Consider the following 19,167-nt stretch of genomic DNA (forward strand, 5'->3'; position numbering starts at 1 on the left):
TTCCTTGTACTAACTTATTCGGCGATCTGATGGCTAAGTAATGGCATTTTCCCGATATGGCAATAAGAGCTGACGTTCTATCTCCAGCCAGCCTGACGATCGCATGTCGACAGTAATGAGCGAGCCCCCAGCGCAGGTTACTGCCGCATGTCCTTAATGCCCGCTGCAACGAGACTACGAAAATGGATGTTCGACAATTCGCCTTCCTGGCCCGCCAACCTTCTGCTGTCCTGAAGCCGCGAAACGCATTCTTCGGCCTGCCCAAGCGCGGGCTGGCGTTGATCCTCGCCAACGCGCTGTTCTGGCAGCCGTTGCTGGCCCAGGCCGAGGGCATCGTGGTCAGTGCGCCGGGTACCACGGTGGGCGCGGCGGGCAATGGCGTGCCGGTGGTGAACATCGCCACGCCGAACGGCGCGGGTCTGTCTCATAACCAGTTCAAGGACTACAACGTCGGCCCCAACGGCGTGATCCTTAACAATGGCAACGGCCCTATGGTCAACACCCAACTGGGCGGGATCATTGTCGGCAACCCCAACCTCAAGGGCGGCGCGGCCAACGTCATCCTCAACGAAGTCAACGGCGGCAGCGCCAGTCAGTTGCGCGGTTATACCGAAGTGGCGGGGCAGTCGGCCAAGGTCATCGTGGCCAACCCGTACGGTGTGACGTGCAGCGGTTGCGGCTTTATCAATACGCCCAACGTGACCCTGACCACGGGTAAGCCGGTCATCGACCCGACCGGCCAGTTGAAAAGCTACCAGGTCGATGGCGGTGCCGTGACCATCGACGGCGAAGGCTTGAACGCCAGCAACGTCGAACGCTTCGACATCATCACCCGCTCGGCCAAAATCAACGCACAAATCAACGCCCGCGAACTCAACGTCATCGCCGGGCGTAACGACGTCGATGCGCAAAGCCTGAAAACCACCGTGCGCGCCGATGACGGCAGCGCCAAACCCGAGCTGGCGATCGACTCGTCGGCCCTGGGCGGCATGTACGCCGGCGCGATCAAGCTGGTGGGCACCGAGGCCGGTGTGGGCGTGAAGCTCGACGGTACGCTCGCAGCCAGTGGTGGCGATATCCAGCTCGACGCCAACGGCCGCCTGAGCATGGCGCAGGCGGCGGCCACCGGTAACGTCAAGGTCAGCGCACAGACCGTCGACCTCACCGACAAGGTCTACGCCAACGGCAACGTGCGACTGAGCAGCGCCCAGGACCTGGTCAACCGCAAGAGCATTGCCGCCGGCCAGCGCATCGAGATCAACGCGGCCAGCGTGAACAACCCCGGCATCATCGAAGCCGGCGTCGCTGCCGATAACACCCGCAACACCACCGGCGATCTGGTGGTGAGCGCGCAAACCGTCACCACCAGCGGCGACCTGCTGGCCAGCCGAGGCCTGGCGATTACCGCCGCGCAAGCGCTGACCAACCAGGGCGCGATCATCCAGGCCAAGAACATCGAGGTCAGCAGCGCCAAGCTCGCCAACCAGGGCGCCACCGCGCGCCTGTTCGGCGAGCAGAGCCTGGTGATCAGCTCGCCGGCCATCGTCAACCTCGGTGGCCTGATCCGCTTCGGCGAAGGCCAGGCCGCCACGCTCAACAGCGCCTCCCTGGACAACCGCCAGGGCCGTATCGAAATGGCTGGCGGCAGCCTCGCGCTGACCAGCGCTGACCTGAACAACAGCGGCGGGCAAGTCATCGCCAACGACCTGAGCGTCAACGCCGGCAACCTGAACAACCAGAACGGCGTACTGGTAGCCAAAACCGCGACCGTCAATGCCAGCGACCTCGACAACAGCCTCAAGGGCCTGATCCAGGCCGACGGCGGCGCGCTCAACCTGGCCATCGCCAACACCTTCAACAACAACCAGGGTTTCGCCCAGGCCAGCACCGACCTAAACGTTACGGCCGGCACCCTCAGCAGCAACGCAGACGGCGTACTGAGCGCCGACACCGGCAAGCTCACGCTGGCCGCCGCGCAACAGCTCAACAACGCCCAGGGCCGCTTGCAGGCCGGGCAGGGCGATATCGAACTGCACGCCGCCCACCTGGATAACCAGAGCGGCGTGATTGTCGGCAAGCAACTGCTGCTCGACGTGGCTGGTGGCGACATCGACAACCGTGCCGGGCGCGTGTTGGGCGACCGCCTCGACCTACGCGCTTCCGGCCTCGACAACCGCAATGCCGGCCTGCTCGCCGGTGGCGCCCAGGGCGTAAGCCTGCTGCTCAAAGGCCCGGGCCAGTTGCTCAATGCCCAGGGCCGCATCCAGAGCGAAGGCCTGCTGCAACTGCATGGCGAGCGCTTGGACAACAGCGCCGGCATCCTGCTGGGCCAGACCGTCGACGTCACCGCGCAGACCTTCACCAACAGCAACAAAGGCGCGCTGGTCAGCGATGGCGGCGACGTGGTGCTCAAGGTCAGCGACCTGCTCACCAACGCCGGCGGCCAGATCGACGCGGGCGAACGCAGCGTGCTGGTCAAGCAACTCACCACCCTCAACAACGACGGCGGCACCCTGCGCGGCAAGCGCCTGGACATCGCCGCGCAGCAGCTGAACAACGACAACGGCCAACTGCTGGCCGGTGCCGAAGGCGTGACCTACAGCGGCCAGGACCTGAGCAACCGCAAGGGCCTGATCCTCAGCAGCGGCGCCCCCACCGTGCTCACCACCGCCAGCCTGCACAACCAGGGCGGCACCGTGCAGGGCGACAGCCTGAGCGTCACGGCCAACAGCGTCGATAACGGCAGCGGCGGCCTGATGGCAAGCCTGGTCGGCAACCTGCAATTGACTGTCGAAGCCCTAGCCAACCGTGGCGGCAAACTGTTCGGCAAAGAACACGTGACCGTCAGCGGCGCGACCCTCGACAACAGCGCGGGCGGCCAGGTCAGCGGCAATCAGATCAGCCTGACCTCGCGTGACACCCTCACCAACCAGGGCGGCCTGATCGAAGCCAACCAGGGCCTGACCCTCACCGGCGGCAACCTGGATAACAGCGCCAGCGGGCAACTGCGTGCGCTGGGCGGCGCCAGCAGCAGCATCAACCTCAGCGGTGCGTTGAACAACCAGAACGGCACCCTCGAATTCGGCAGCCAGGCCTTCAGCCTTGACGCCGCCAGCCTCAACAACCAGAACGGCATGCTGCAACACGCCGGCACCGGCCTGTTCCACCTCAACACTGCCAGCCTCTCCGGCAGCCAGGGCAATATCCAGGGCATGGGCAGCGCCGACTGGGCCTTCGGCAACGTCGACGGCCTGGGCCGCGTGCAACTCAACGACGTGCTCACCTACAACAGCGACCAGGCGCTGGCCCTCAAGGCCGGTGACCGCATGGCCAGCGCCAAGGGCTTGTTCCTCAACGTGGCCAGCCTGAACAACGGCGGCGAACTGCTCAGCGACGGTGACATCAGCATCACCACCGGCGATATGAACAACAGCGGCCGCGTCTCGGCCCTGCAAACACTCACGGTCGCCGCCAACAACCTCAGCCAGAACGGCGGCCGCCTGGCCGCCACCAATACCCGCCTGACCCTGGGCGGCACCCTGGACAACCTCGGCTTCCTCACCGCCCGCCAGCAACTGGATATCGCCGCCGCGCAAATCAACAACCGTGGCACCCTCGGTGCCCAGGGCGCGGTGAACCTCACGGCGGTCAACGGCATCACCAATGCCGCCGATTCGCTGCTGTTCAGCGGCGGCGACATGACCTTGCGCAGTAACAGCTTCAGCAACCTTTACGGTGATGCCTACAGCAAGGGCAGCCTGACCTTTTCCGCCGTCAATGGCGGGCGCGCGGCAGGTTTCAGTAACCTTTCGGGTACTGTGGAAAGCGAAGGCAATATCGGCATCAATGCCGCATTCGTGGAAAACGCCAAGGCAGCGTTCGAACTGGGCCAGACACTGACCACTGGTCGTATAGAGTGGGTGTGTGGCCAGCATTGCGGCGGCCATGACTCGTTCAAGCGCGGACAAATCAACATCTACCAGACCTACCTTGAGTCGGCGATCAAGGACTCGGCGCCTGCTCGCCTGGTCTCCGGCAAAGACCTGGTCATCCAGGGCGACAACGTTCAGAACCGCTACAGCCTGTTGGCTGCCAATGGCAACCTGAGCATCAGCGCCAATGACCTGCTCAATCAAGGCGCGGGCAGCCGCACCGGCCAAAACACCATCGTCGTGGGGACTCCCAAAAGGATCGACATCGACTACTGGGACCAGATGGAGTTTCGCGACATCCCAGCGTTCAACGCCGCCGTCGCTGCGGGCAACTTCGATCTGGCGCGGTTTGAAGCGCTCAAGGCGCGGTCTTCCGATGACCGTTTTGCCGAGGTCAGTAATGTCACCACTTGGACTGACAACGGTGGCCCAGGCTACGCGGCCACGCTGCAAGCCGGCGGCACGGTCAACCTCAACGTTGCTCGCACCCTGCAAAACGGCACCCTGCACGAAAACACCTTGGCGCAACTCACCGGCCGACTCGGCGACGACCAGACCGGCATCCCCGTCGGCGGCATCAGCATCAACCTGAGCAAACACGCCAACGACCCGAGCGCCCAGGCCCCCGGCAGCGTCTTGCCCGTCGTGGGCGTGGCCCCCGGCGGCGGCTTCGTGCCGGTGGATTACACCGGCACCGCCTTCGCCCCGGTCGACCCCACCACCTCGCCCACCTTCCAACTGCCCAAGGGCGAGTACGGCCTGTTCGTCAAGAACGCCGACCCCACCAGCCACTACCTGATCGAGACCAACCCCGAATTCACCTCGGTGTCCGGTTTCTTCAGCTCCGACTACATGCTCGGCAAACTCGGCTTCAACGCCGACAACGCCTGGCGCCGCCTCGGTGACGGCCAGTACGAAACCCGCCTGATCCGCGACGCCGTCCTCGCGCAAACCGGCCAACGCTTCCTCGCCGGCGGCCTGTACAGCGACGCCGACCAGTTCCGCTACCTGATGGACAACGCGCTGGCCAGCAAAGACGCCCTGCGCCTGAGCCTCGGCGTGGCCCTCACCGGCCAGCAAGTCGGCGCCCTGACCCACGACATCGTGTGGATGGAAAACCGCGTCATCGACGGCCAGACCGTGCTCGTCCCGGTGCTCTACCTGGCCCAGGCCGACTCGCGCAACGTGCGCGGCAACAGCCTGATCCAGGGCCGCGACCTCAACCTCGTCACCGGCGGCGACCTGATCAACGTCGGCACCCTGCGCGCCAGCAACAACCTTTCCGCCATCAGCAGCGGCAGTATCTACACCGGCGGCCTAGTCGAAGCCGGCAACAACCTGAGCCTGCTGGCCCAGGACAGCATCCGCAACGCCATGGCCGGCGAAATTCGCGGCAAGCAAGTCAGCCTCACGGCCCTCAAAGGCGACGTCACCAACGACACCACCGCCATCCAGGTGCGTGACGGCGTCGGCATGCGCACCCTCACTGACACCAGCGCCGGCACCATCGTCGCCCGCGAAAACCTCGCCATCGACGCCGGCCGCGACCTCACCAACCGAGGCGCGCTGGTAGCGGGCAACGACGCCAACCTCACCGCCGGCCGCGACCTCAATTTAGTCGCCGCCAGTGATACTCGCGTGAAGCACGAATTCAGCGACGGCGGGCACAAATCCAGCATCACCACCGACGTCAAAAACCTCGCCGCCAGCGTCACGGCGGGCGGCAACCTGAACATGAAGGCCGGGCAAGACGTCAACATCATCGGCAGCAATGCCACGGCGGGTAAGGACATCAACATCCAGACTGCTCGCGATTTCAACGTTGCGTCCGTTGGGGAGGCGCATAAGGTTGAGGGCAGAGAAAAGGACGGTAAGAAACGCATCAAAACGTCGGACGAGCAGACAACGCAAGCGGCTAGTGTATTGACGGCAGGGAGGGACTTCACCAGTCAGGCCGGACGTGACACGACACTGGTGGCGAGCAAAATCAGCGCGGGAAATGAGGCGTACCTGTACAGCGACCGCCGGCTGGGTCTGCTGGCTGGGCAAAATAGCGCCTATACCCTCTATGACATGAAGAAGAATAGTGGTTGGGGCAATAAACAGACCCGTCGTGATGAGGTGACGCAGGTTACGCACGTTGGCACTCAAATCACAGCCGGTGGCGACATAGGCTTGATCAGCGGCAGTGACCAGCTATACCAGCGCGCCAATATAACCAGCGGCAAGGATGTCAACATCCTCAGTGGGGGATCTGTGACATTCGAGGCGGTAAAAGACCTGCATCAGGAAAGTCACACCAAAAGCAAGAACGATTTGGCCTGGACGAGTTCTTCCGGGCGAGGAAGCACCGATGAAACTCTCCGCCAGACTCAGGTTGTTGCACAGGGCAAGTTCGCGATCCAAGCCGTCAATGGTCTGAAGGTAGACCTCCACCATATCGACCAAAAAACTGTTGCTCAAACCATTGATGTAATGGTCCAAGCGGACCCGCAGCTGGCTTGGTTGAAGGACGCCGAGAAGCGTGGTGATGTTGATTGGCGTCAGGTTCAGGAGGTCCACGATTCCTTCAAATACAGCCACTCGGGCCTCGGGCAGGGCGCGATGCTGGCTATCATTATCGTCGTGACGGCACTGACGGCAGGCGCAGCAAGCGGTCCACTAGGCGCAGCGGCGGGCGCCAGTGCGGGCTCCGGTACTGCCATGGCGGCGGCTGGTAGTTCGGCGATGGTGACGGCGGGCACAGCGACGGGCGTGGCCGCAGCAGGTTGGGGCAACGTCATGGTCACAACCGCGCTTTCTTCAATGGCCGGCACTGCAGCTGCCAGCACAATCAATAACAAGGGCAACCTTGGGAAGGTATTGGAAGATGTAACCAGTGCTGATGCATTGAAAGGCTATGCAACGGGAGCGGCAATTGCAGGTTTTGGTGCGGCATTTACCAATGGCTGGGGACGTGAGTTGACGTCCGACGGTAACTACAAAACTGTGAGCTACGCTGAACGAGTCAAGGCATATACCGCGAATACCGCGTTGAAAGGTGTGTTGAGCGGTTCAGATAAAAAGTCGTGGCTGACAATCGCGGGTACGGGGGCGATGACCGAGGTCTATGAGTTTTCTGCTGGTCGTGGGCCTGATGTAAGACCAGGAGTGGACAGAGACGGAGGGGCAAAATATGAACCGCTTGACGGCGGCTATGTTCCACAAATTGATGAGGATGGCGTTATAAGGGAAGGGAAAAATATTGGTCTTAACCGTACGACAGACTGTGATAGCTTTTATTCTGTCTGTCACGGTACTCCAGTCAGCAATATATTAAACCAAATTCCAGGGTTTAATGGGTTTGCTACATTGCACGATGGTTGGATGATTAACTTGGAAGCTTACAAACAAGCTGATATGTCGCTTTTTGAAAATTTGGGCAGCATGCCGCCTGCTCTGCTTGTAAATTATGGAGCACTGTACGATAAGTACCGCCCAGCAATTGAGTCGGAGAAAAAGCGTGAAAATTAATAAATGGCTTTTGGTAGTGTTATTGTCGGCCTTGGCTGGCTGCGCACCTTCCCATTCCAATTGGGAAAATGGAATGAATCTATGGGTAGGTACTCATTTCGATTCCCACCTTTACAAAGACTGCACTCGAGGATGTGGCGACTCATATTGGTCGCCTGTAAATAAGAATAAGACCTTTGATAAGGTTGTTGATGAAAACGGAGGCAGGCGGTATTACATAACTTGGATTAGAGATTGCCGATATTCGGTTTTTGTCGCTGCGGATCGGCTAATAAAGTCATGGAGATACGAAACTTCTAATGTAAAAGGATGTTATGTCTTTTAACTGCTGTTTTAAGGAAAAAGAAAAGAGAGAAAAGGGGACGAGAGAGAAAAGGAAGAGAAAAGGGGGCGGATTTATTTAAATGGCTAAGTAAAAAATAAATCTGTTTCGAATGGAGCTGCGATCTAAGTGGGCAGATCCATTTGCATGGAGCCGTTTCGGTGAAGAGTCGAATATAGGATATATTTTTGTTTTTAGAGTTTATAAGGCTGGTATGAAAGAGCTCTTTAAAAATTTAGTTTTTATTTTTGATGTGTTAAGTAGGGCGGTTATCGATTAACCGCCCCCATTTTTACAGAATGTGTGTATTCAACTTTCTTCCAACCACATCCAGCAAATCACACCCGTCCCGCAGCGGAATAGCCAGCAAAAGCGCAAAATCATGCAGCACAATCGCATCACTGCTAATTTCTTCCCGAAACGCCAGATTCTCCAAAAACTGCGTCACCGCACGAATACGATACGCGGCGGCTTCATAGAGGACATCGAGGGGCGCCTGTGTGTCGATCACCAGCGCGGGAATGGTTGAGTCGTGACCTGTTAATGGCATGTATCGGTTCATGTTTAAGCTCTCTACTTAAGTGATGAATGCCATCACTCAAACGTCGCCAAACGCATGGGTGACAGCTGTACGCGGGTTGGCGAACCGGCAGTAGAGAAAACCGGCAGACCCGAAGGTCTCCCGCGCACAGCCGTCATAAAACGACTTTGCAGGCGCGCAAGTGGCTGCAAAAAAGCCACCAGCTTGCGCATTCTCTACCGTCAGGTCGCCAAACCTGAATCGCCATGGGGGCGACCGGCGGACTATAAGTCCTTCGCACAAAAACGCGCAAGGCATCAAAAGGCCAACGCTTCCTCGCCGGCGGCCTGTACAGCGACGCCGACCAGTTCCGCTACCTGATGGACAACGCGCTGGCCAGCAAAGACGCCCTGCGCCTGAGCCTCGGCGTGGCCCTCACCGGCCAGCAAGTCGGCGCCCTGACCCACGACATCGTGTGGATGGAAAACCGCGTCATCGACGGCCAGACCGTGCTCGTCCCGGTGCTCTACCTGGCCCAGGCCGACTCGCGCAACGTGCGCGGCAACAGCCTGATCCAGGGCCGCGACCTCAACCTCGTCACCGGCGGCGACCTGATCAACGTCGGCACCCTGCGCGCCAGCAACAACCTTACCGCCATCAGCAGCGGCAGTATCTACACCGGCGGCCTGGTCGAGGCCGGCAACAACCTGAGCCTGCTGGCCCAGGACAGCATCCGCAACGCCATGGCCGGCGAAATTCGCGGCAAGCAAGTCAGCCTCACGGCCCTCAAAGGCGACGTCACCAACGACACCACCGCCATCCAGGTGCGTGACGGCGTCGGCATGCGCACCCTCACCGACACCAGCGCCGGCNCCGGCCGCGACCTCACCAACCGAGGTGCGCTGGTAGCGGGCAACGACGCCAACCTCACCGCCGGCCGCGACCTCAATTTAGTCGCCGCCAGTGATACTCGCGTGAAGCACGAATTCAGCGACGGCGGGCACAAATCCAGCATCACCACCGACGTCAAAAACCTCGCCGCCAGCGTCACGGCGGGCGGCAACCTCAACCTGCAGGCCGGGCAAGACGTCAACATCATCGGCAGCACCGCCACCGCCGGCAAAGACCTCAACATCGCCGCCGGCCGCGACCTCAACGTTGCCTCGGTCAGCGACATGCACAACGTCGAAGGCAAGGAAAAACACGGCAAAAAACGCATCAAGACCTCGGACGACCAGACCACCCAAGTGGCAAGCGTGCTGACGGCGGGTGGGGATTTTGTCAGCCAGGCTGGGCGTGATACCACGATTGTGGCGAGCAGGATCAGTGCGGGGAATGAGGCTTATCTGTATAGCGGGGATAAGTTGAGTTTGTTGGCGGCTGAGAACAGTACGCATACGTTGTATGACATGAAGAAAAACAGCGGCTGGGGTTCCAAGAAAACCCAGCGCGACGAGGTCACTCGTATTACTAACGTCGGTACTGAAATCAAGACCGGCGGCGACCTGATACTCAAGAGTGAAGGAGATCAGACCTATCAACTTGCCAAGCTTCAAAGCGGCAATGACATCACTCTGGACAGTGGTGGCGCGATTACTTTTGAAGCGGTCAAAGACCTGCATCAGGAGAGCCATGAGAAGAGCAATAACAACGCGTTTTGGGTTTCTTCCAAGGGCAAGGGCAACACCGACGAGACCGTCCGCCAGAGTCAGCTGATCGCCGAAGGCAATGTGGCAATCAAAGCTGTCGCCGGTTTGAAGATCGACATTAACCAAGTCAATCAGGAGACAGTCAGCCAGTCCATTGATGCGATGGTTAAGGCCGATCCACAGTTGGCTTGGATCAAGGATGCCGAGAAGCGTGGCGATGTGGACTGGAGGCAGGTCAAGGAAATCCACGACAGCTTCAAGTACAGCAACTCGGGCCTGGGGCCTGCTTCGCAGATCATTATTGCGATTGTGATGGCGGCAGTGGTTGGGCCTCTAGCGGCAGTCGCGGCAGGTGGTGGCACTGTGGGCGCTGTCGCTGGTGCTGTAGCGGCGGGCGCGTCTACGAACGCGACTGTCAGCGTAGTCAACAATCGGGGCAACCTTGGCGCTGTGCTCAAGGATGTTACTTCTTCGGATGCTATGAAGGGGTATGTCATTGCCGGCGCTACAGCAGGTCTGACGGCGGAATATTTTGGTGATTGGACTGGAACCGAGACAAACACGGCAACTGGGAAAATCACAACGCCAGGAATACTGAATAGCTGGCGGGGTGTCGGCCAATTTGCGGCTAACCAAACGCTGCAAAGTGGTACTTCCATGTTGTTGAGCAAAGCGCTCGGGCAAGGTGGTAGTGCCAGCGATGCGCTTAAAAATGCGTTGTTTAATACTTTGGCGGCAGCCAGTTTCAATTTGTTGGGTAATTACACGAAAAATGTGTTCGCAGATGGTTCGGCACCAAAGGTCGCGATTCATGCCATGGTAGGCGGGCTGTTAGCGGAGGCCACTGGTGGAGACTTTAAAACCGGCGCATTGGCAGCAGGTGCGAGTGAGGCTCTAGTCACTCATCTCGATTCCTTGGTCAAAGGCGACGATGACTTGCTTACGATGAGTTCGCAAATCGTCGGTGTGCTAGCTGCTGCAGCGCAAGGGGATGTCGATGCGTCCAAGCTGGAGAAGGGCAGTTGGGTCGCTCAGAACGGAACGCAATACAACTATCTAAACCACAATCAGCTTGAAAGAGCCGCCAAGAAAATAGCCGCGTGCACGGATACCTCCTGCATTGAAGACACCACTCGTAAATTTAAAGAGTTGAGTCTTCAGCAGGATATTGAAGCGATAGCGGGCTGTAAGGCTGATCCTTCGACTTGCGCGGCACGGTCGAAAGAAGTCGCCAATACCATGGCAGACCTGAACCCCATCAAAGATATTGTGGAATATGGCTCGCCGAAGGCTCGAGAAGCAGTACAGAACCTAATTAATTCAAACTTTGAATTCCAGGAGATGTTAGCAACAGCGACGACTGAGCATACTGTAGGAGCTATGGTCGATACGCTTAAAGCGAAATGGAACCTTAGTGATGCGCAGGCGCAAGAGATCACCAACGATTTGAAAATCGCTCTTGCGGTTGGCTTAGGTACAGCCGCTGGAGCCTTGGCATACAAACGCGCGGTTGCTAGCGCAGGAAAAGATGCTCCGACGAAAAATCATAATCCTACGAGTGCCAAGACAGACTCTGAACCAACGCAGAGCGAATTGCCGAAAATTTGGGATGTTCCAGACACCACGATTGCCAAATTTCCAGATACTTGGGCAGTAACGCCAAATAAGAAGGGGGTAGGATTTAGATGGCAAGATCCAAAAAATCAAGGTAATGGCGTACGGATAGATAAGGGCGAACCTGATATTAGCCAGCCTACTCAGCAAGTGGATCATGTTATTGTGAGGTCCAATGGCCGGGTGATAGGTAGGGACGGCAAGCCTGTTAGTGGATCGATTAAGGAACATGCGGAACAAGTCCATATACCTCTGAGCGAATATAAGAAATGGAAAAATTGGAACTCTCCGAACTGAAATTTCCTAGTATGAGAGAGGAGCTTATCTCATACTTGAGTGGGTTGTCTGACCTTGACTATCAGTACCAGGCTTGGGTAGAGAGGTCATCGCCGAGTTTAGATTATGACGAGTTTAATTACACAGTACATTTTTTATACGATGATACGAGTTTGGCTGAAAACGCTTCCGACTGGATAGGTTTGGTCCTCAGGGATGAAAAAGAAGCAAGGTCCATTGAAAACGTGGTAAGTGCTCTTAATGTGATTTTTGATAAATATGGCACTGAACTTTCTGATAGGGAATATTTGGAGAAAAATGAGTGGTTGTGGGTGGTTAATGCATCTAAGGACGCTCTAAGTATGCTGCTTTCAAAGTAGATTTATCTTCCTCCTTATTTTATATCGCCCGTTCATCGCTAAACGCTTATAGACCGTGAAGCGTGGGGGCGTGGCAGTGTGGAGGAATTTCGAAACTATCACAGCTTTCACTGAGGGGAATACTCATGCGTATACACCTCAGGAAGAATAGTGGGCTGCCCCCTATTTTTCGCTGACAAAGGTGCAAAAAAATTGCCACTTGACGTGCCCAGTATTAGTGGTGGTGTAGATGTCTTGGATTATAAGTCTAGGGTTGAGTTTGGTTGTAAGTTACTAGGCTATGGTGTCAGTCAAGGGTGTAAACCATGACGTTGAATACATATCCCCGAATAAAAGTTTTTTTCGCATTCATGTTGTGCCCCTTTTTTTCGGGGGTGGCCGCTGTGCCCTTAATTTTGATTTCGATATTGATAACGGTGTTTAAGAACTCATCATTAATTGGGGAGGTGAGAGGGGGTGAGGTTTTTTCGTTATTTATTACCATTCCCTTAATGGCGCAGTTGATTTTTTTTCTTCCTGCATTAGTTTTTTCTCTAATGTTGGTTTTTGTAAAGCCTGTGGGCAGTTTTAAAGTGTACTTAATGATTTCAGTTGTCGGCGCAGTTGTTTCTACTGCATGGATGTTTGGTGTGGTTTTTTTCTTCATAAGTGAGGTTGAAAATTATCATGTGATGAGAAATATGTTTCCCGTGTTTTTGAGTTTTTTGTTAGGCGGAATCTCTACTTGGGCTGCTGCTTACTGGTGCCTCCCTAAAATAAAAAAATAACTAGAGTGGTTAATAAATGTCTTGGGGTTGAATGAATGGATGAGTCGTTGACAACTGTAACTAGAAGAATTAACTCTGAAGGAAAAGTCGAGTGTCATTTAGGCTTTTCTTCTGATTGGGATGGTTTTGACTCGATTGTAAAATATTTAAAAAAATATTGGCAGGCAAGCCCAGTTCAACTTGCTGATAATATTTATTCTCGACGTTGGGTATTGATATGTAATGGGGTCAAGTTAACTGTTTATCACGACAGTCAGATAGGGAATTATTTAGTTGTGGAAAATGGTGAAGATAAGGATAACTTGCTCGGTCAGATCGAGGCGGATTTGATTGAGCGGTTCCGTTGAATGCTAGCCAGTAATTTTTTCTACCTTTTCATCTCCATAGAAAATTACTTGAGAAGAGCGGGCGAGAGAGGGGGGCATTTTAATTCGAGATAGCAGTGAAAAGCCTATTAATAAATTTGTGCGCTTTTCTGTTGCAAAGCTCGAAAATTACTGTGGATGGTATCGTAGTGACGAAGATTCTGGATATCCGAGTTCAGCCTGGCGGGTTGTCTGATTCGAGTAAAATTATAGAGTATGGTAAGCAATGGAATATTGCTGTCATCATTAAAGAATTTGGCAGCTAATCATATGTTTGAGGTTGAAATTGTTTTTAGTGAGGGCTTGTACGATAGCTCTCAAGATGTATGGACGCGTTTAGAGCAACAGCTCAATGACTTTAAAGGCTCCGAGGTGAACGATGGATTCACCGGTGAAAAAATGTTGCTTGCCAAAGTTTCGCACTACTTGAAACAGAATAAGAGCAAGAGTTTTTTTGTTGAGTTAGCTGGTGGCTCTGTAGAATTTTCGCTTGTGGCGGATAAAGAACTGTGCCGATTAGATATAAAGAATATCGCAGATTCTCTTGAGATGGCGCACTCGTTGATTGCTGCATTAATAGATGAGCCAGCTTTCGTTCAGGCTCGAGTTTACGATGCTGAATATGATCGGTGGCAAAATGCCGAGAATATCAAACTCTTTGAAGTGGCCCATGTTGAGCACTCCCATCTGCCTAAAAAAAGCAATGGATTACCCTTTCCGCTTACCCAAGAGATTGTAGATATATCAAATAATCCTGGGCGCTGGGTTTTGAGGAAAGGTTATATAGAGGCTGTCGGTTCGCCAATGTGGATTAGTAAGTCTTTGCTTAACTCATTAGGTGTTGACGAAAAAGAGTTAATGAATGTCGACGGTTTTTTCGTGGAAGATTTGGGTGATGTTTTGAAGATTGTTGCCTGCGAGCACTGTTTCACAGCTGATGTAGGAATCCAGGCTGAGAGGCAAGTCATGCTGAGAAAAATTTTATTTAAAGTGTGAGGGCTAGAGCCGCGCAATGAAAGCCGACTGAATAAGGGCCATAGAGGCAGTAGAGAAGCGAATCAAATAGTGATGGAAAGTTATATCGGATAAACATGTATACGAACTAACGATTGATGATCTTGATAGTTGTGGTGTTTGGTTTTTTCCGATGGGCGACACCGTGGAGGATGAATTAACTGTACGCCGCGCCGAACAGGAAACGTGCTCAGACTTTCAGATTATCGTTCGAGCTGATTTTTTTGGTGAAAGGGGCTCTGTGTATCGCGGTTATTTGTATTGGGACACCAATTCAGCAATTGAATACTTAAAGCCTGTTGTATTGTCTGATAAGGGAGATGCCGTAAGTTTTTGGAACGGGATAGTAACTCCTGCGTGGGAAAGTTCGGAGTTCGCCGGTTCGATTAGATCCGAGTTGCCTATTTCTTATGCCTCAGAACCGGTGTTTGGCCTTTCTTCCATTTGCGGAAAACTGCAGGGGCTTTATTATCTTTCTGGTGATCACGTTTGCTGCGTGAAATGACAAAAAAAGTGGACTGATTTATTTAGTTGGATTGCTCACGCACAAAGCTGGCGACACAAAGGCCGCCCAATTTTCACTCAGGACGGATCGGCATTAAGCCTGCGACTGATGACATCCAGCAAATCGCACCCATCGCGCAGCGGAATGGCCTAGCAAGTGGGCGAAGTCTGAAAGCACTACGGCATCGCTGCTGAGGTGTTCGCGAAAGGCCAGATTTTCCAGCAGTTGGGTGACGGCCCGAATGCGGTGCACGGCGGCGTCGTGAAGGACGTCGCGAGGTGCCTGGGTGTCGATGATCAAGGCTGGGATGGTGCAGTCGTGGCCGGTTAGGGGCATGAGAAGAATAGTCTGACCCCTATTTTTCAGGAAGCCACCAGGGTCGATGGTTTTATGAAATATATCCCTTTTGTGGAAACCCAGCGCATAGAGGGTAGTATTGATATCTTGGATTATAAGTCAAAAGTTAAGTTTGGATGTAAGTTGCTCGGTTATTCAGCAAGCCAAGGGTGCGCGCCATGAATGTCAAGAAATACCCGACAATAAAAATATTTTTCGTATTTTTATTTTGTCCTTTTCTCGCAGGTCTAATCATAGGGCCAATTTCTCTTATCATTATGCTGATAGGTCTGTTTAGTAATGCTCGTTTGCTGGGGCAAGTCAGAGGGGGAGAAGCGTTTTCAATCCTGTTGACTGCTCCGTTTTTTACGCAGTTAGTGTTTTTTATTCCATCCCTTGTATTTGCATGTTGTATCAGTTTTGTTAAGCCAACTAAAACGTTTAAAGCTTGCCGAAATGTTTCGATCTGCGGAGCTGTGGTTGCTTCGTTGTGGATGTTTTTGGCGGACTGTTATTTGCTTCGTAATAGTTCTGATTACAGCTTTGTGGACAGCATGCTTCCTGCTTCAATTGCTTTTTTTGGAGGCGCATTAATCACCGGGATGTTATCTTATTGGGCTTTTCCGAAATATTCTCATAGTTGAATTTGCAAAGGCAGTAAGGTTTATATGGTCGTGAGTGAAATCTGAGAAGAATAGTGGTCTGACCCCTATTTTGCCTATTTTGACGGGATCGCCTAATCAAATTCCTAGGAAGTAATATGTCTCCTTTTAATATATTGATGGATTTGAGGCTGGTTTGTTGGTCAATCCTATTGGTCGGTTTTGAAAGATGTTGGGTTGATCGGCGGGATATTTTTAATTTTGCTCTTGAACAGCTTTTGGTGGACCCGAAAAACGAGAGTGTCGCAGTTTTAGCGGGAGGTGAGTATTTAAGCGACGAAGAATTGATTGATATTGTATCGAAGCAAGTTAAGCAATTCGATTTAGTCGCTGATATTGATAAGTGGCGCTTGGCGTTTCTATTTTGTATAGAGAGTTCAGATACGAGCGACGAGAGTAAAACGAAGGCGCTTCAAGAGGTTTATGCAAACTTTGATTATCCCGAAGATATGGCTTCGTGCAGTATATATTCACAGAGCACCATTCCTCCGCTTCTGGCTATGCGACAAGTTATCGAAGCGCTGAAGCAACGTTTTTTGCCAAAAACAGGAAAATAGACGCTAGGGTATTTTGGGTAATTGCGAAGGACTAAAACAGGACCGAGAAATGGGGGCAGTTTTATTTGAACTCGACGCGGAAGCGAAAAGCCATTTAAATAAATCTGTCCCCATCGTTAAAATTATAAGGCGCAATAGTAATGTCAGATAAGCAAGCGTATGAACTGACAAGGGAAGATCTCATTAATTTTAGCGCTTGGTTTTTTCCGATGGACGCGACCGTTGAGGATGAGTTAACAGTCCGGCCGCTTACTGAAAAAGAAGCCTGCACGGCTTTTCAAGTTCTTGTGAGAACCAGTTTTGTTGGAGCGCGCGGCTCTGTATATCTAGGGTTTTTGTATTGGAACTCTATTGCCCTGGTTGAATATGTTAAGCCAGTTATTTTGTCGGAAGGCGGCGAAGCTATCAGTTTTTGGAATGGAATAATAAAGCCTCAATGGAATGGTTCGGAGTTTTCCGCTTCGCTTAGAGCGGACTTGCCGATTTCTTATATGTCGGAGCCATTTGTTAATCTTCCTTCACTTCGCGGAAAACTCGAAGGGCTTTATTATCTCGCCGAGGATCAGGTGTGCTGCATTAAGTGATGAAGGAGCGCGACCCACAGATTCATTTAGCCCTACAGTTAGCGCACAAAGCGGGCGACACCAAAGCCGCGCGATTTTCACTCAGGACGGATCGGCATTAAGCCTGCGACTGATGACATCCAGCAAATCGCACCCATCGCGCAGCGGAATGGCCAGCAAGTGGGCGAAGTCTGAAAGCACTACGGCATCGCTGCTGAGGTGTTCGCGGAAGGCCAGGTTTTCCAGCAGTTGGGTGACTGCCCGAATGCGGTGCACGGCGGCGTCGTGAAGGACGTCGAGAGGTGCCTGGGTGTCGATGATCAGGGCTGGGATGGTGCAGTCGTGGCCGGTTAGGGGCATGTATCGATTCATCATTAAGCTCTCTGGATTATTGAGGGCTCGTTCTTCGGGTCGCCAAACCCGGTCGCCTTTTGGGCGACCGCCGGACTATAAGCCGCACCACCAAACCCACGCAAGGCATCAAAATGCCGCCCCGTCGAAGAGTGCCACCACGACTCCTAATGCCTTCCCACTCATTGCCGACATACTGCCGACGAGCAAACGCATCACTAATACGCCAATCCATAAGCCCCACCCCAAACATTAAAGGACCAATGTGAAAAACCTCCTCCTGATCCTCTTCACCACCCTCATCCTGGGCGGTTGCGTCAGCCACCCCCTCACTCCCGAAAACCGTGCGCAGATCAAGACCGTCAACGTCCTGCCCGTGAAGTGGGAAAAGAACATGGTGTATTTCGGCCGCGAACAGGCTTGGGGCGCTGCCCTGGGTGCCGGGCTGGGTGCGGGTGCCGGCATGGCCAGCGGGGCGTCCAAGGTCGGCACTGCGGCGTTGAGCGGTGCCGGGTTTGCGGCCGGGATGAAGCTTGGGCAGTTGGCCGAGATGCCGACGCCGGTGGCCATCCTGACGGTGATGGAGGCGGAAAAACTCGATGTAGGCGTGTTGCTCAAGCAGGGCTTTGTCGATGCGCTGGGCAAGACTTCGACGCTCAAGGTGGTCGGCGACGATGAACCGGCCGATGCGCAGATCCAGTTGACCGTGTCCGAGTGGGGCTTTCGCCTGACCCAGGGTTTCAGCAGCGTGATTTACCCGACCCTCAGCGTGGTGGCGCAGATGAATCGCGGCGATGAAATGATCTGGCGCACCTTTGAAACGGTGACGCCATTCAATGGCCAGAACGTTTATGGCTATACGCCGCTCACCTATCGCACAGACCCGGAGGCATTGCGTCGGGCGTTGACCGGGATTACGCAGATTTCGGCGCAGTATCTGGTGAGGGAGCTCAAGTAAGTCTGTGCAAAGGCTTGCCGCTTTCGCAGGCAAGCCAGCTCCCACATTTGATCTTCGTTGCGTTGAGTATTGCGTTCGTTATTTCCCTTACTGTTTCCCGCTGAGCGCCTCAGGGCGTAACGGTGGAGTAGCGTCCGTGGCCGTCGGAGCGGCAGATGTTGGTTGAGACGGGGTGGGTTTCTTGTGGGGATCCGGTGCCGCTGAGTGCCACCAGATCGATAGAGCAATTGGAGGCGTAGAAGTACGGCTTGTGAAATTCAATGCTCGCTTCGTAATCCTTCCCTGCTTGCGGGACGAACTGGACGGTGGGTGGGTAGCAGTATCCTTTATCGGTCTTATAGTCGATTTCGACCAGCACTGGCTGGTTGGCGGGAATGACGAATTCGTCGTAGCCCAGCCGGTCGGTTTTCACTGCTTCTGTATGGGCTGTGGCGGGGATGCCGATCACGCGGTTCTGGTAATCCTCGGCCTTCATGTCGAGGACATTGGAGTTGCGCCAAAGGATGTAACGCTGTTTGGGATCGTAGGTACGTGTAGGAATATCACCCTGTAATCGACCATTTTCCGGATGGTTGTAGTAGGCCTCGCAGGTTTTGCCAGGTATATAGCGCGCATGCTTTTCCGGTGCGGAGTAGATGCGAATACGTGCGCTGGTAGCGGGGTCGTATTTGGCTGCTTCAGCTTCGTTACGCAGGGTGGCCTTGTCGTAGCTGCAGCCTATGAGAAGCAGTGCGCCTGCGGTGAGTATGAGCATTTTCATTGAATAACAACCCTCCCTGTCTTTTCTATCATCAGTACTGTTTGATGCGAAGACGCTTGAGCGTGCATCAATCATTTTGCTCCACTCTAAACTGCTTGCCTGCGTACTTGAGGATCAGATGCT

General features: G+C 54.3%; 13 protein-coding genes and 3 pseudogenes. 11 read left to right on the forward strand and 5 right to left on the reverse strand.

Annotated elements, in window-relative coordinates; translation table 11 throughout:
- Positions 1 to 182 precede the first annotated feature (182 nt).
- Entirely contained in the window at positions 183 to 7,445 is a 7,263-nt protein-coding gene (locus PspCFBP13528_RS06920; protein ID WP_137199868.1) for a filamentous hemagglutinin N-terminal domain-containing protein, read from the forward strand.
- A 614-nt stretch (positions 7,446 to 8,059) separates the two neighbouring features.
- On the opposite strand, the gene PspCFBP13528_RS06925 is transcribed toward PspCFBP13528_RS06920, so the two are convergent.
- Positions 8,060 to 8,329: a hypothetical protein gene (locus PspCFBP13528_RS06925; protein WP_137199869.1), complete on the reverse strand. Its 270-nt coding sequence runs from the start codon at positions 8,327 to 8,329 to the stop codon at positions 8,060 to 8,062.
- 281 nt (positions 8,330 to 8,610) lie between these two features.
- On the opposite strand from PspCFBP13528_RS06925, the pseudogene PspCFBP13528_RS27755 reads away from it, so the two are divergent.
- The 3 genes and pseudogenes from PspCFBP13528_RS27755 to PspCFBP13528_RS06940 all read left to right on the forward strand — a co-directional run.
- Positions 8,611 to 9,159: pseudogene (locus tag PspCFBP13528_RS27755) on the forward strand (hypothetical protein); the annotation flags it as partial.
- 1 nt (position 9,160) lies between these two features.
- Positions 9,161 to 11,028, forward strand: a pseudogene (locus PspCFBP13528_RS06935) (DUF637 domain-containing protein); the annotation flags it as partial.
- A gap of 791 nt (positions 11,029 to 11,819) precedes the next feature.
- Positions 11,820 to 12,206, forward strand: a complete 387-nt coding sequence (locus tag PspCFBP13528_RS06940; RefSeq protein ID WP_137199871.1) for a hypothetical protein — start codon at positions 11,820 to 11,822, stop codon at positions 12,204 to 12,206.
- Positions 12,207 to 12,492: 286 nt separating this feature from the next.
- Here the strand turns inward: PspCFBP13528_RS06940 and PspCFBP13528_RS06945 are convergent, their stop codons facing one another.
- On the reverse strand, positions 12,493 to 12,852 hold the full coding sequence (locus tag PspCFBP13528_RS06945) for a hypothetical protein (RefSeq protein WP_137199872.1): 360 nt from the start codon (positions 12,850 to 12,852) through the stop codon (positions 12,493 to 12,495).
- A 156-nt stretch (positions 12,853 to 13,008) separates the two neighbouring features.
- On the opposite strand from PspCFBP13528_RS06945, the gene PspCFBP13528_RS06950 reads away from it, so the two are divergent.
- The 3 genes from PspCFBP13528_RS06950 (at position 13,009) to PspCFBP13528_RS06965 (ending at position 14,857) form a co-directional block, all read left to right on the forward strand.
- A complete protein-coding gene (locus tag PspCFBP13528_RS06950) occupies positions 13,009 to 13,320 on the forward strand; it encodes a hypothetical protein (protein WP_137199873.1) in 312 nt (103 codons plus the stop codon).
- Between the two features lie 288 nt (positions 13,321 to 13,608).
- Positions 13,609 to 14,334 carry a hypothetical protein gene (locus PspCFBP13528_RS06960; RefSeq protein ID WP_137199875.1) on the forward strand — a complete coding sequence of 242 codons (726 nt, stop codon included), beginning with the start codon at positions 13,609 to 13,611 and terminating at the stop codon, positions 14,332 to 14,334.
- A 151-nt stretch (positions 14,335 to 14,485) separates the two neighbouring features.
- Positions 14,486 to 14,857, forward strand: a complete 372-nt coding sequence (locus tag PspCFBP13528_RS06965; RefSeq protein ID WP_241669069.1) for a hypothetical protein — start codon at positions 14,486 to 14,488, stop codon at positions 14,855 to 14,857.
- 77 nt (positions 14,858 to 14,934) lie between these two features.
- Here PspCFBP13528_RS06965 and PspCFBP13528_RS27760 read toward each other — a convergent pair.
- Positions 14,935 to 15,193: pseudogene (locus tag PspCFBP13528_RS27760) on the reverse strand (hypothetical protein).
- 179 nt (positions 15,194 to 15,372) lie between these two features.
- Between PspCFBP13528_RS27760 and PspCFBP13528_RS06975 the strand changes: the two are divergent.
- The 3 genes from PspCFBP13528_RS06975 to PspCFBP13528_RS06985 all read left to right on the forward strand — a co-directional run bounded on the left by PspCFBP13528_RS06975 (position 15,373) and on the right by PspCFBP13528_RS06985 (position 16,996).
- A complete protein-coding gene (locus PspCFBP13528_RS06975) occupies positions 15,373 to 15,837 on the forward strand; it encodes a hypothetical protein (RefSeq protein WP_137199877.1) in 465 nt (154 codons plus the stop codon).
- 116 nt (positions 15,838 to 15,953) lie between these two features.
- Positions 15,954 to 16,412, forward strand: a complete 459-nt coding sequence (locus PspCFBP13528_RS06980) for a DUF2247 family protein (RefSeq protein ID WP_137199878.1) — start codon at positions 15,954 to 15,956, stop codon at positions 16,410 to 16,412.
- A 140-nt stretch (positions 16,413 to 16,552) separates the two neighbouring features.
- Positions 16,553 to 16,996, forward strand: coding sequence for a hypothetical protein (locus PspCFBP13528_RS06985; protein ID WP_137199879.1), 444 nt, complete (start codon positions 16,553 to 16,555; stop codon positions 16,994 to 16,996).
- Between the two features lie 81 nt (positions 16,997 to 17,077).
- On the opposite strand, the gene PspCFBP13528_RS06990 is transcribed toward PspCFBP13528_RS06985, so the two are convergent.
- A complete protein-coding gene (locus PspCFBP13528_RS06990) occupies positions 17,078 to 17,335 on the reverse strand; it encodes a hypothetical protein (RefSeq protein ID WP_065883145.1) in 258 nt (85 codons plus the stop codon).
- Between the two features lie 256 nt (positions 17,336 to 17,591).
- On the opposite strand from PspCFBP13528_RS06990, the gene PspCFBP13528_RS06995 reads away from it, so the two are divergent.
- The gene (locus PspCFBP13528_RS06995; RefSeq protein ID WP_065949940.1) at positions 17,592 to 18,284 is read left to right on the forward strand and encodes a hypothetical protein; all 693 of its coding nucleotides are present in this window, start codon (positions 17,592 to 17,594) and stop codon (positions 18,282 to 18,284) included.
- A gap of 109 nt (positions 18,285 to 18,393) precedes the next feature.
- Here PspCFBP13528_RS06995 and PspCFBP13528_RS07000 read toward each other — a convergent pair whose 3' ends face one another.
- On the reverse strand, positions 18,394 to 19,044 hold the full coding sequence (locus PspCFBP13528_RS07000) for a hypothetical protein (protein ID WP_137199880.1): 651 nt from the start codon (positions 19,042 to 19,044) through the stop codon (positions 18,394 to 18,396).
- Positions 19,045 to 19,167: the final 123 nt, after the last annotated feature.

The sequence above is a fragment of the Pseudomonas sp. CFBP13528 genome (genome assembly GCF_005233615.1).
GTDB lineage: Bacteria > Pseudomonadota > Gammaproteobacteria > Pseudomonadales > Pseudomonadaceae > Aquipseudomonas > Aquipseudomonas fluorescens_AM.

Coding starts and splice junctions, on each gene's coding strand:
- PspCFBP13528_RS06920 (WP_137199868.1), top strand. CDS start 183: ATGGATGTTCGACAATTCGCCTTCCTGGCCCGCCAACCTTCTGCTGTC.
- PspCFBP13528_RS06925 (WP_137199869.1), bottom strand. CDS start 8,329: ATGAACCGATACATGCCATTAACAGGTCACGACTCAACCATTCCCGCG.
- PspCFBP13528_RS06940 (WP_137199871.1), top strand. CDS start 11,820: ATGGAAAAATTGGAACTCTCCGAACTGAAATTTCCTAGTATGAGAGAG.
- PspCFBP13528_RS06945 (WP_137199872.1), bottom strand. CDS start 12,852: ATGAAGAAAAAAACCACACCAAACATCCATGCAGTAGAAACAACTGCG.
- PspCFBP13528_RS06950 (WP_137199873.1), top strand. CDS start 13,009: ATGGATGAGTCGTTGACAACTGTAACTAGAAGAATTAACTCTGAAGGA.
- PspCFBP13528_RS06960 (WP_137199875.1), top strand. CDS start 13,609: ATGTTTGAGGTTGAAATTGTTTTTAGTGAGGGCTTGTACGATAGCTCT.
- PspCFBP13528_RS06965 (WP_241669069.1), top strand. CDS start 14,486: ATGGGCGACACCGTGGAGGATGAATTAACTGTACGCCGCGCCGAACAG.
- PspCFBP13528_RS06975 (WP_137199877.1), top strand. CDS start 15,373: ATGAATGTCAAGAAATACCCGACAATAAAAATATTTTTCGTATTTTTA.
- PspCFBP13528_RS06980 (WP_137199878.1), top strand. CDS start 15,954: ATGTCTCCTTTTAATATATTGATGGATTTGAGGCTGGTTTGTTGGTCA.
- PspCFBP13528_RS06985 (WP_137199879.1), top strand. CDS start 16,553: ATGTCAGATAAGCAAGCGTATGAACTGACAAGGGAAGATCTCATTAAT.
- PspCFBP13528_RS06990 (WP_065883145.1), bottom strand. CDS start 17,335: ATGCCCCTAACCGGCCACGACTGCACCATCCCAGCCCTGATCATCGAC.
- PspCFBP13528_RS07000 (WP_137199880.1), bottom strand. CDS start 19,044: ATGAAAATGCTCATACTCACCGCAGGCGCACTGCTTCTCATAGGCTGC.